Origin of the sequence: Arthrobacter sp. ZGTC131, from assembly GCF_002929275.1 — a bacterium.
Taxonomy (GTDB): domain Bacteria; phylum Actinomycetota; class Actinomycetes; order Actinomycetales; family Micrococcaceae; genus Arthrobacter.
In genome coordinates this window covers 147,429-159,362 of record NZ_PJIK01000004.1, presented here as the reverse complement: position 1 = coordinate 159,362, position 11,934 = coordinate 147,429, and the positions used below count along the sequence as shown (strand labels likewise).

General features: G+C 59.1%; 8 protein-coding genes. 3 read left to right on the top strand and 5 right to left on the bottom strand.

What is annotated here, in order from left to right; all coding sequences use genetic code 11:
* The first annotated feature begins 235 nt into the window (after positions 1-235).
* A complete protein-coding gene (locus tag CXQ90_RS07545; protein WP_104138143.1) occupies positions 236-1,603 on the top strand; it encodes a hypothetical protein in 1,368 nt (455 codons plus the stop codon).
* 2,306 nt (positions 1,604-3,909) lie between these two features.
* Here the strand turns inward: CXQ90_RS07545 and CXQ90_RS07535 are convergent.
* The 5 genes from CXQ90_RS07535 to CXQ90_RS07515 all read right to left on the bottom strand — a co-directional run bounded on the left by CXQ90_RS07535 (position 3,910) and on the right by CXQ90_RS07515 (position 9,408).
* Positions 3,910-5,157, bottom strand: a complete 1,248-nt coding sequence (locus CXQ90_RS07535; protein ID WP_104138140.1) for a glycosyltransferase family 4 protein — start codon at positions 5,155-5,157, stop codon at positions 3,910-3,912.
* Entirely contained in the window at positions 5,157-6,314 is a 1,158-nt protein-coding gene (locus CXQ90_RS07530; RefSeq protein ID WP_181038472.1) for a glycosyltransferase family 4 protein, read from the bottom strand. The genes CXQ90_RS07535 and CXQ90_RS07530 overlap by 1 nt, the downstream gene beginning before the upstream one ends.
* Before the next feature lie 202 nt (positions 6,315-6,516).
* Positions 6,517-6,777, bottom strand: coding sequence for a DapH/DapD/GlmU-related protein (locus CXQ90_RS22335; RefSeq protein WP_181038488.1), 261 nt, complete (start codon positions 6,775-6,777; stop codon positions 6,517-6,519).
* A 391-nt stretch (positions 6,778-7,168) separates the two neighbouring features.
* Complete coding sequence (locus CXQ90_RS07520; protein WP_104138336.1) at positions 7,169-8,671, bottom strand: polysaccharide biosynthesis tyrosine autokinase; 1,503 nt, start codon at positions 8,669-8,671, stop codon at positions 7,169-7,171.
* Between the two features lie 272 nt (positions 8,672-8,943).
* Positions 8,944-9,408 carry an Lrp/AsnC family transcriptional regulator gene (locus CXQ90_RS07515; RefSeq protein WP_078026289.1) on the bottom strand — a complete coding sequence of 155 codons (465 nt, stop codon included), beginning with the start codon at positions 9,406-9,408 and terminating at the stop codon, positions 8,944-8,946.
* Positions 9,409-9,568: 160 nt separating this feature from the next.
* Between CXQ90_RS07515 and pdhA the strand changes: the two genes are divergently transcribed.
* Together pdhA and CXQ90_RS07505 are read left to right on the top strand one after the other, a co-directional pair.
* Complete coding sequence (pdhA, locus tag CXQ90_RS07510) at positions 9,569-10,831, top strand: pyruvate dehydrogenase (acetyl-transferring) E1 component subunit alpha (RefSeq protein WP_104138135.1); 1,263 nt, start codon at positions 9,569-9,571, stop codon at positions 10,829-10,831.
* Positions 10,828-11,931 (top strand): alpha-ketoacid dehydrogenase subunit beta, encoded by a 1,104-nt coding sequence (locus tag CXQ90_RS07505; protein WP_104138133.1) that lies wholly within the window; start codon positions 10,828-10,830, stop codon positions 11,929-11,931. Before pdhA ends, CXQ90_RS07505 begins: the two co-directional genes overlap by 4 nt.
* The last annotated feature ends 3 nt before the right edge of the window (positions 11,932-11,934 follow it).

The window sequence follows — 11,934 nt, the reverse complement described above, 5'->3', positions numbered from 1 at the left end:
TTCAGAAGCAGACTTTCAAGTTTCAAGCAACTGTCCTTACGTGAGACGCCTAGGTGGCCGAGTTCCAGTGCGCGGCCCGCCTTCTGAAGCGTGTTAACTGGCACTGAGAGACTACACTGGCAAGGGGTCCCGAGTGTTCGCCTATTCGATCATAAGCAAAACTGCCGGATTACGCGGCCTGTCCAGGGCTTCCTTGACAGCCCCTATAGCCGTTCAACTCTGAAGGAAGACTGAAGTGGGAAAGACTATTGGCATGGCCACTTTAGTGTTTGCAGCGGCCATCGTCACGTTTCTACATCAAGATGCTCTTCTTCCGGCATTTTTGGTCCCAGCCGCCACGGGTATGTTTTGGTGTCTCGGGGCTAAAGGTCACCGGAAGTATCCCTTGGCCGGGATCGTCGTATTGGCATTGAGTGGCTGCTTGGCGCTGGGATACAGCCTTTACCCGCTTATTGAGAATGAAGCCCTTGTTTCGATGCGCATTCCGTTTTCGAGGCTGGCCTACGATGCCGCTTTTGCTGTCATATTTCTTTCGATTGTGAGTATCTTCTTCGGTGGATTGTTTTTCCTGCGCCCCCCCGCACGCAGGCAAATTGAGGATGAATCCAATCGGCTCGAAGTGCTGGTCAGCTTGCATGCAGGTAAGTTGCTTGCTTTGTCGGTGATTCCGCTAATTCTGTACATAGTTGGTTACGGCCCGGCCGGTCTGTTAGAGAGGCGCCACTACTTGGAGATGGCCGGGCCGCAGCTTATTGTCAGCGCAAGCTCGATCTTCGGACCAGTCGGAGCAGTCTTGGCCTCAATTGTCCTAATTGTCAGGCGGTCCCCGCGGCACTTGCGAACGACTGCGGGGTTGTTGCTCGGGGGATACTTCGTTGTGATGATCTCCACCGGATCAAGGGCCGTTGCTGTATTGCCGCTCATTCTTCTCTGGCTGTTCATCGAGTTTCGAAAACCAGGAAAGCTTGGGGCCGCAATATCTGTTGTTGGTAGTTTGTTCAGCGTTGTAGTTCTCCTCAATGCTTCATTAGTTTTCAGGCTGGAAGCAGTTGGTGCCGGGCTACTGCCTTACCTCGATGTCCTAACTGAAAAGTCCGACAGACTTTTCGAAGTTCGGTTCGGGCAGTTGGTTGGTAACGTTTTGTTTGGGGTTCCCCTGACCGGCGATATCGTTATGTCCGGCCAACTGGACCAACAATATTTTTGGACGTCAATTAATCCATTGCCAGGAGGGCTGACGGACTGGAGCTCGATTCTGGGAGAACTCAGCTGGGGGCCTGCGACGCCATTCAATACCTTCGGTGAGCTCTACGCATATGGCATTATTTATGTTGTTATGTTTATGTTTTCCGTTGGTGCCTTGGTATCCGGATTGGACAATATCATTTCTTCATTCGATGGTGCGCTGAGGCAGACTCTCACCTTGGTTGCCGTCATTTCCCTGCTGCTCTTCGCTTCTGCGGTGTTTCAGTACCCTGTGCGCAACGCATCGAGAATCGTCTGGTACCTAGCCGTTGTTGTAGCTGGATTGGCTATGTTGAAGAGCAAGGCATTGTCGTCGCAGTTCGGTACGCCGTCGTTGGCGCGCAATTTCGATGGCTGATGTCTCGGTCTGAGATTGCAGAACAGTCGTCCGATGCAAGCGTCTCTTGAAGGGCGTGTGAAGCCGTCAAAGGACCTAGCTTGTAGCTCCATGAATCAGTTTCTCGCCGTCTGCGCGGTGTCCCTTCCTCATGGAGCCCGCCGGTTCGCTTTCATCTGACCGCAATGGAAGCAGGTCACCTTCGGGCCAGTGCCGTCGCTCGAAGCGACGGCACTAGCTAGGCCAAAATATGTAACGCTTGGTTGTAGTCGTTGTGCCTCGACGTCGCTGTAGTAACCCACATTGCCGGTGCTGTGCGGCATACTTCGAATCGCAGAGGCCGAAGGGAAGGCCAGTAAAAGCGCTGCGCGTCGGCCAGGGCGACTTCTCGGCGGCCCTCACTGTGCGGGACCACCCCAAATACCCGGTCGCCCATTGGCGCCAGTTCCGACTCCACGCAAACGCTGAGCCCGCCTATGGCAGCGCGCAGCGATGCCCGCCTAGGTTCCGAACAACGTCGGGGCCTTTGACAGCCTTTCGGTCGGCGGCCTGGTCGTTGCGGATCTTGGATGCCTCGCCGCATCTCACCCCGAAACCAAGCTCACGCCGGCGCGCCGCTCGCATCCACTGGAGATGCAGCGAAAGTTGACGACCTGATGCGGGGAACCCTGACGAGACAGCCATGATCAGCTGGGTCCGCCGTGGAGGGCCAGCTGCCAGCGTCCCTTCGGTGCTAGCCGCATGGCACGAGCGGTCTACTAGCAGTGATGAGTGTCGTTGCGACGACAGGGGAGCCGAGGTCGTCGAAGCGGCCAGCTGCGGGGGGGCCACTGACAGATTTTGGCGGCTGGGAAGTCGCACAAGTAGATCTTCATGGAGTAGCTCGCGGAATTGGAGTTTTTTGCCGGCGCAAGGCTGGGGCATCCCCAGCTGTTCCCATGCCCTCGCACCGGCTGCCGGTGGTCCAATAGGTCCTCGAACGAGGGCTCGCCGTCGCAGGCCTAATCAGTAAGTGGCCCCCGGCGAGCAGGCGGGTCGCACGACTCCTCGGACACGCAGTTCAATGGGCATACCGAGCCCGTATGGTCGCAGCAGCGCGAACTCTCCTTGTACGGATCGTGGCAGAAGATGACGAACCTGACGTCGCGGGAGTGCAGGCAGGACAGGTCGAGCAGGTGGCCGGTGTTGAACGCAGCAGTCACACGGCTGGGGGTGACCCGGCGTGCCACATGCGGTTCGACGAGAACAGCTACCGCCTGTGCTCGAAGGCATCGATCAGCGGGACCAGCAGCGGCTGGGTCGACCCCGACCATTGGCAATCGCCGGCAGGGCCGCTGCGATCACGTCCCCGTGCGCCGCCTCTCGGACCATCAGCGAGTCGGATTGCTGATGCAAGGAATCGCGGTCGATGAGGTGCGGCGACGCGGTAAGGCCGGTCTCCTCGTGGCATGTTGTCGGATGATCCCTGCTGTCACCGTCGGCCCCACCGAACCTCGTCTGGGCCGGCCCGGTGGCGGAAAGGTCGGTGCCGGTCGCGCGCCCGCGGAGGCGAGGCCCCGGCATTTCGCGGTAAGTAGCTCTGTCAGCGAGCGTCATCGCGCTGGCGTTGGCGCCCATCCAGCGCAGTGCACTCCCGACTTCCAGATCAATTCCCGCACTGTTCGGGTCCGGCGGCCCGGCCGACGTTGCATTAGCAGGCTCAACCGACCGCTCGAACCGCCCTGAGGCCGTCGCTAACCTTAACGGAATCTCGATACCCACCAGAACTTGGATGAGCCGAAAAAGTGCCCACGCTGCTGGGCGGAAGTGCCGCTCCATGTCCATCGACGACGGATCACATGGGGCCGTGGATTTGTCGGAACTTGAGGCGAACCACAGATATTTCTGTCACGGTAAAACCAACGTTTAGCGGAGGGGCCACCGGTCCAACAGCGGATTTCTGGATGTGCGGTTCTGGTCGGAAACGACGGGCGCGTCGTCCTTCCCGTCCGATTCGCAGTTTCCCTCATTGTGCGAGCGTAGGGTGCCGGTGGTGTCTCCGCTCTACGTCTGGACATCGCACTCCGCTTGGTCTGTCCGTCAGTACCACCACGTAGCTTCGCGCGACTTCCAGGCCCGGTGCTGCGCTGGATGCAGCGCGGCCAGCGGACCAGATCACCGGTTCCTGGCGCTGACACTAGTGTTGGGAGAACTGCTAGTTCCCACGGAAACACTGCTCGGCGTCAAGAGCATCGATTCCGTGCCTGGACGGGCCATGAATCCCCGATGATTACCAAGTCGGAGTGTATGAGCCCGTTAGATACTCGACGCCAGTAAACGAGCCGCGTCTAGCGGCCTGCCGGAACTATCAAGGCACCAAGCTGTGACCAAACTTCGGCGCTATAGGCCTCCCAAGAACACCCAAGGCGATTGCGTGCAGAGGTAGCCCGATCACGGAAGGATTCCGCCCGCGCTCTCCTGCCTTCTACAGTCAACTTGGACAAGGAGCTGATGGCACTGACCAGAGAACTGGCGTCGGCTGCGGGAACGATGAGGCCTTCCTCGGGTGATAAGAATTCGGCAGCTCCAACATGGTCAGTGACGATTACAGGCAAGCCACAAGCCAGTGCTTCCGGTACTGCTAGTACAAAGTTGTCTTCCAGACTCGGATATACGAAGGCGTCCGATTCATTCATGTATGAAACGAGGCGATCGGTAGACATTACGCCTAAGTACCTGCAGTTGTCAGGCAAGTCCTCCAGCACAGCTGGATGCACGGTGGGGCCAACTAGGCTCAAGCGAATATCCGGCAGTCGGCGCATTGCGGTAAATAGAAACGGCAGTCCCTTGCCGTAGCGAATCTGGCCGGCATAAATAAGCTCAATTTTCCGTGATTCACGCGGGTGGTTGCCCGGTCTAAAATGAGTGAGGTCCACACCGTAGGGGACTTGTACAATTTGACGATCGGACTTTCCGTAAGTTTGCATCTGACTTGAAACGAAAGCCGAAGGAGTCAAGACGTAATCAGCGGCTTCGATCTCTGCGGTAATGCGGGAAATATGATCCATAGGATGGAGGTATTCTTCTATTAATCTCTTGGGATACGCCTGCAAGAGCAATTCATTATGTACAGCAGGATGCGAGTCCACTTCGTGGAATACTCTGACTAAGTGTGGATTGCTAGTGAAGGTTTCTAAGCTGGCGCCAGGCATGCCGACAACAATTGATGTTTCGGTGGGTATCCTACGACTGACGACGTGGTCGAATTCGGCTTTCCAGCTATTGAGAAATGCTCCAAGCTTTACGCCATTCCTCGAAAATTTGTACAGGAGCCGGCGGAGTTCCAGGGAGGGCATGACCTCTTCGAGTTGTGGCAACTCGGGTAAGCCTCGGTTTAGCCGACCTGACAAGTTTCTTAGTCCGGGGATCCGTGCAGTGGCCTTGGCAACAATACGATTGCCACCACGTGATGGTGTAAGCACCACATCAAGTAGGGATCTATTGGATAGGTATCGGGACTGCTGAAGAATCGCACCCTCGGGGTAGGGGACCGATAAGGAAACTCTTGGATGCTCGCCGGAAGCCAAGATCTTCATTAGTGGTCCTCTTTGCGCGAAAGGTACTCCGACATGGCTGATTCGACGTCTGCGGCAGCCGCCTTCGCATATGACTCCCAGTCCAATTGTGCTGTACTGACGATGGCTTTTTCGGAAAATTCTCTGTGTAATTCAGGGGAATCTATGAGGCGACGTACAGACGTTGCAATCGCCTTGGAGGATTTCGAGGGTATGACAAAACCGCACTTGTCATGAACGCCTAGGTCGGTGGCAGCAGTGAGCGGTGTTGCGAGTACGGGGAGTCCGTTGGCCAATGCTTCCACAATGACTAGCCCGTAGCCTTCAAATATGCTGGGCAAAACGAAGAGGTCCTGGTCGCGAAACTCTTCAAATAGCTCACCGCGGGGCATTGGAGGCACGACGCGAACATTTTCGGTGAGGTCTCTTTCGCGGACCATTTGAGATAGCTTTTCAACATCGCGGGATACGGCCAAGAGTTTGACCTTTCTCCCCTCATCAATCAGCTGCTGAATTCCATCCAGCAAGTAGGGAAGACCCTTTTGCTCACTTGCCCGTCCAACATAAACTATACGAAATGCTCCCGATTTCTCCTCTCCAGCCCATTTTCGTGTCCGTTCGCCACTTTTGATTGCTGGAAACCCCAGTGATCGTCTGATGATGGGTTGCTGAAGGCCTGCGTCTCGGAGTGACTCGGCGACGAATGTACTCGATGCAAGAAAATGTGTTGCACCAAACAACTCAGAAGCCTTAATGCGCTCCTCGGGCAACATCGTATCCACCTGCTTTGGATCCAGTTTCCGCACTAGCCCCATGGCTGGTTGGGGTAAATACACCAACAGAGGTATGTTATTTGCGAAACAATACTCGGAGAGAATCGGGTTCATTGACCCGGTCGCGATTACAAAATCTGGCCTCGATCGTTTGATTCTGCGGATTGCTTCTTTTTGAACCCGGAGGATCATCTTGTTGTGGACAGCGAGGTTGAGGCCAAGGCGATCGGTGCGTTCCAGTACTACACGACATATATCGTGGGCGACTCCGGCGTTGTGGACGTTGGAACGGACTAAAGCACCGGGAAGCCGTCGCCGCTCAAGCTCCCGGCGGATTGGGGAGACTATGAAAGGCTGCTCGAGATTTTGGTCGGCGGGAACTGCGAACGACGTGATGAAATCCACGCTGTGTCCTCTGCCAACCAATCCGTGCGACACCCACCGGACGGCAGGATGGCTCGATGGGGCGCTTACTAGTATCTTCATCGGTTAGCCGTTCTCGTTGCCTTGCCTAAAACGTGCCTGGATACGGTTGGACGCTTCCCAGTATTGCCTGGCCGGCTAGCCGGCTCGGGCGCAATCCGCCGCTTCATGCGGTCCAACGACGTTAGGGTCGCCTGGCTTGGCGCGTGTACAGATGGTTACTCTTCGTCCAGTACTCCTCGGTCGAAGAAATGCGTCGGGCGGGATTTCCTGCCCAGACTTCGTCATCCGGGACGGAACGCGTGACCACCGCCCCACTACCGATGATTGCGCCGTCCCCGATCGTGACGCCCGGGAGAATCGTGACGCCTAGACCCACGAAGGCAGCATTCCCGATTTTTACAGGCGCAATGCGCTTGATCTCAGTAGCCTGATCCCCACTCATGCGTTCTGAAACGCGATCGAGGCTGAAGTCATGCGTCAGTATTTTGACGTGATGGCTAATGACGCAGCGATCACCAAGTTCGATAGAGCCTGGACTGGATATGTCCCAGAAGGTCGTTGGACTGATCCATAGGGGCAAACCATTGATAGCAATGCCTGACCGTCTAAGTAGCGACGCAGATACCTTGCGGTACGCGTGCTGACTAAAGCGATCAATAACTGACGCAGGCGCCAAAAACCGATGATACACAAGTACTCCTCTATTAGCTTTGAAGGTTCGTCACGCCTGGTCGTTCAGATAAGGACCGGTGGCGCCGTCACGCGTTGTTGTTCCGCACGCGGGTATCAATTGCATCAGCCGGTATCTTCAGGAACAGCGGGCGACCAACAGCCTAGTGGTCGTCTCGGGGAAACCTTCCAGCCGGTCTCCCGGCCGCCGCCAAATCACCAGGTGATGTGTCATGGGTCGTTGGTCGGACGTCATTGCTGGTCTTCTTGCCGGTTCGGGAACGAGCTGAATGAGGGGCGGCACCCGAATCCGTGTCAGCGTCGTTGCTGTAATACGAGTATTCGTAGGCGTCGGGGCCCTTGACTGGCAAACGATTCAGTACGACGCCGAGTAGTTCAGCGCCGACAAGATTTAGGGCGTTGACCGATTTTTCCAGATCGTGCCGCTTGAGCCTTTGAACACCCACGACGAGCAACACGCCGCCAACGTGTTGCGAGAGCACCGCTGCATCTGTAACTGGCAGGAGAGGCGGGGCGTCAATAATTATGGTGTCGAAAGCCTGTTCTAGGCGCGACACAAGGTGCTTCATTTCGTCGGAACCGAGCAGTTCGCTCGGATTCGGGGGTATTTGACCCGATGTCAGGACGAAGAGGTTGTCCTCACCCCAAGGCTGAAGCAGATCATTCACGTCGGCAGATCCAACGAGGGCCGTCGTGAGTCCAGCGCTACGATCCAAACCCAAATATTCACTCACCATTGGGCGGCGCAGGTCAGCGTCTATCAGGCAAACGGTCTGGCCAGCCTGAGCCAGAGCAATGGCCAGATTCGTGGCTGTGGTGCTCTTGCCTTCGCTTGGGAGTGATGATGTAACCAGTACGGATTTGGCGCGTCCTGAAACATTTGCGAATTGCAGGTTGGTCCGCAACTGCCGAAAGGACTCCGCCCGTGGACTTTGAGGCCCAGTCTGGGTCAGAAGCGGCTTCCTAGTGGCATCCTGATCGAAGGCAATCCCTCCCAGTAGGGGCGCGTCCGTCACGAGTCGCACCTCATTTTCACCTCGGATTCTGTTGTCCAGTGTTGTCCGCAGTACCGATGAGGCAAAGCCCAACGCCAGTCCGACTATCAGGCCCAAAATTAGGTTTAAGCGGGTATTCGGTGACGAAGGAGAAACAGGAGCCGTAGCCGGTTTTATGATTGAAAGGGCGACCGGTGAAGTCCCCCCAGCTTTGGGCCTCTCCAGCTTGTCAATGGCATTGACCAAACTACTGGCGACAGCTTGAGCGATGGCTGCCGCCTGGACCGGTGAATTATCTACCACAGAGATATTTATCAGTACGGTGTTTGCCTCGGTGCTGGCCGTAACCTTGCCGGCTAGTTCAGCGGCGGTGAGCTCGAGCCCCAAGGTATCGATTGCCGGCTGTAGCACCACCGGCGAGTCCACCGTCTTGACGTAAGACTGCACGCGCGCCTGCGTAAACGTGTTGCCCTGCTGCAACTCCTGGACCGAACCTGAGCTCTGGATAGCCACAAAGAGTTGCGTCTCTGCTGCGTACGTGGGCTTGGTGAGAACAGATGCCAAGCCACCCGCCAAGATCCCGGCCAACGCCATTGCAGCGATCAAGATCCAATTGCGCCGCAGGATGCGCAAGTTATCGCGAAGATCCAAAACCGGGGTCCCCCTGTATTGAGTGCAGGGGGCCGCCATTTGGCACGCCCCCAGAACGGCATTATTCGTGCGGTCTGATTGATTGTACCCGGCGCATGTGCTGAGAGTCTTTCTCCGCCATGATCGTTGGTGGTGCTTGTGGATTTCTTTAAGGGGTTTGGCCTCCTTCCGGATGGCCCACGCGTGCAGGTAGACGTCCGATGTTCATTCGGGTCTCCAAACGCGTCGCATTCGCGATCGACCGTGCCGGGCGGGTGTTGACCCTACCTGTACTACCGCGTATCCACATCCTCAAACACCAGAAAAGTCTGCGTATCCAGCACGCCCGGCATGGACTGTAGCTGATCAAAGATCACCCGGCGCAGGTCCACGTTATCCACTGCCCGCACCAGCAGGATCACGTCGAAGTCGCCGCCCACAAGCGCAATGTGGTGCACCTCGGGGATGGCCCGCAGCAGCTCCCGCAGCTCGCGCCAGGAATGCTGCCTCACCTTGAGCGTCACATAGGCGGATGATTTCAGCCCCGCCTTAATCGGATCCACCAACGCCGTGAACTTGGTCAGCACGCCCTCGCCGGTCAGCCTGGCAATGCGCGTGTACGCGTGCGCCCGTGAGATGTGGACGTTCTCGGCCACCTGCGTCACGGACATCCTGCCGTCCCGCGTCAGCTCCGCGATGATGTTGCGGTCCACGTCGTCCAGCGGCACGGCAGCCTGCTCGGGTTCGGCTCCAGCCATATCGTCTACAACCCCTGTCGGTAATGCAGCTCACACTTACGATTCGTCTTCCAGAATAGGTGAACCGGCCGTACTTCTCCACGATTCGCGGCGGGACTGGATACGAAACATCATCCGGGACCATACTGAAAACGAATAGTGGCTACAGAAGGACGGACCAATGACGATCTCCGCGGACCACACTGCGCCCGGCCAGACGGGGCAGGGCCGGCAGTCGCCCGACCACAGCGAGGAACCCCGAAACGAAGGCCCCGTCGCCGAGGCGGTGCGCAAGTTCGGCATCACGGCGGAAGACTACATGCTTCCGGCCCGCCACCAGATCCAGATGGTGGACCAGCACGGCAACCTGAAGCCCCACTCCGAACAGGGCGCCGAACCCGGACACGAGTACCCGCTGCCCGGCGACGAGGAACTGCTCGCAGCCTACGAGCAGCTCGTCGTCGGCCGCCGCGTCAATGACCAGAACTCCGCCCTGGTCCGGCAGGGCCGCATGGCCGTCTACCCCTCCAGCCACGGCCAGGAGGCCTGCCAGGTTGCGGCAGCACTCTGCCTGTCGGAGGGCGATTGGCTCTTCCCCACCTACCGGGACTCTGTCGCCGTCATGACCCGCGGCGTGGACCCCGTGCAGACCATGACCCTCTTCCGCGGCGACTGGCACAGCGGCTATGATTCGGCCAAGTACAAGGTCGGCATCCAGTGCACCCCGCTCACCACCCAGCTGCTCCACGGAGTCGGCGTCGCCCACGCCGCCAAGCTGCGAGGCGAGGACACCGTGGTCCTGGCAATGTGCGGCGACGGCGCCACCAGCGAAGGCGACTTCCACGAGGCCCTGAACTTCGCCGCCGTCTTCCACCTGCCCGTCGTCTTCTTCGTACAGAACAACCAGTACGCCATCTCCGTCCCGCTGGCCCACCAGTCCGTGGCGCCGTCGCTCGCCCACAAGGCCGTGGGCTACGGCATGGCCGGCGAACGTGTGGACGGCAACGACGTCGTCGCGCTTCTCGCCGTGCTGGACCGCGCCGTCAAGCTCGCCCGCGAAGGCTCCGGCCCGCTCCTGGTGGAAGCTCACACCTACCGCATGCAGGCCCATACCAACGCGGACGACGCCACCCGCTACCGCCAGGACAGCGAGGTGGCCCAGTGGGTGGCCCGGGATCCGCTGACGCGGATGAAAACGTACCTCGCGGACAAGGGGCTGCTGAACGACGACGGCGAGGCCCGGATCGCGGAAAAGGCGGAAGCAGTTGCCACGCAGCTGCGCAACGGCCTCAGCGAGGACGTTCCGGTGGACCCGCAGGACCTCTTCAAGTACGTCTTCTCGACGCCGACCCCGCAGCTCAAGGAACAGTCCGCCCTGCTGGCCGACGAACTCGCCCGCGAGGCCAGCGCCAGCGCTTCAACCAACCCGGAGTCCGCAAAATGAGCACCGTCACCTCCGCAGCCAACGGCAACGTCAGCTCCGCCACCGCCCGGGCAGCCGCCTCGGCCGCGGCCACCGCGGAAGCGACAGGACCGCAGCCCGTCACCATGGCCAAAGCCCTGAACACCGCCATGGCCGACGCCATGCACTCCGACAAATCCGTCCTGGTCTTCGGCGAGGACGTCGGCATGCTGGGCGGCGTCTTCCGCATCACCGACGGACTCACTAAGACCTTCGGCGAGCAGCGCTGCTTCGACACCCCGCTCGCCGAATCCGGCATCGTGGGCATGGCCGTCGGCATGGCCATGAACGGCATGCGCCCGGTCGTCGAAATGCAGTTCGACGCCTTCGCCTACCCGGCCTTCCAGCAGATCGTCAGCCACGTGGCCAAAATGCACAACCGCACCAAGGGGGCCCTGAAGCTGCCCATGGTCATCCGGGTTCCGTACGCCGGCGGCATCGGGGGAGTAGAGCACCACTGCGACTCCTCTGAGTCCTACTACGCCCACACCGCGGGCCTGAAGGTCTTCGCCCCGGCCACCGTTGCCGACGCCTACCTCATGCTCCGCGAAGCCATCGACTCCGATGACCCAGTGATGTTCATGGAGCCCAAGAAGCTCTACTGGTCCAAGGACATGGTGGACGTTGAGGCCCTCCGCGACCAGCACGCCGCGAACGCCGAAGCCGGCACGTCCACCGAAGGCCGCGCCGCCGTCGCCCGCCCCGGCACCGACGCCACCCTCATCGCGTACGGGCCGACCGTCCCCACCGCACTCGCCGCAGCTGCCGCTGCCGCGGAGGAGGGGCGCTCCCTGGAAGTCATCGACGTGCGCTCGATCGTACCGTTCGACGACGAGACGGTCTGCGCCTCAGTCCGCAAGACCGGCCGCGCCGTGGTGATCGCCGAGGCGCACGGGTTTGCCTCCGTATCGTCCGAGATCGTGGCCCGTGTGCAGGAGCGTTGCTTCCACTACCTGGCCGCGCCGATCCGCCGTGTCACGGGCTTCGACGTCCCGTACCCGGCGCCGAAACTTGAGCACTACTACCTGCCCGGCGTGGACCGCATCCTCGACGCCGTAGACGATCTCCAGTGGGAAGACTGATCA

Bases quoted from the DNA above. Each gene is read 5' to 3' on its own strand.
- CXQ90_RS07535 (WP_104138140.1), bottom strand. From the start codon at position 5,157: ATGAAGATCTTGGCTTCCGGCGAGCATCCAAGAGTTTCCTTATCGGTC.
- CXQ90_RS22335 (WP_181038488.1), bottom strand. From the start codon at position 6,777: ATGAGTGGGGATCAGGCTACTGAGATCAAGCGCATTGCGCCTGTAAAA.
- CXQ90_RS07515 (WP_078026289.1), bottom strand. From the start codon at position 9,408: ATGGCTGGAGCCGAACCCGAGCAGGCTGCCGTGCCGCTGGACGACGTG.
- pdhA (WP_104138135.1), top strand. From the start codon at position 9,569: ATGACGATCTCCGCGGACCACACTGCGCCCGGCCAGACGGGGCAGGGC.
- CXQ90_RS07505 (WP_104138133.1), top strand. From the start codon at position 10,828: ATGAGCACCGTCACCTCCGCAGCCAACGGCAACGTCAGCTCCGCCACC.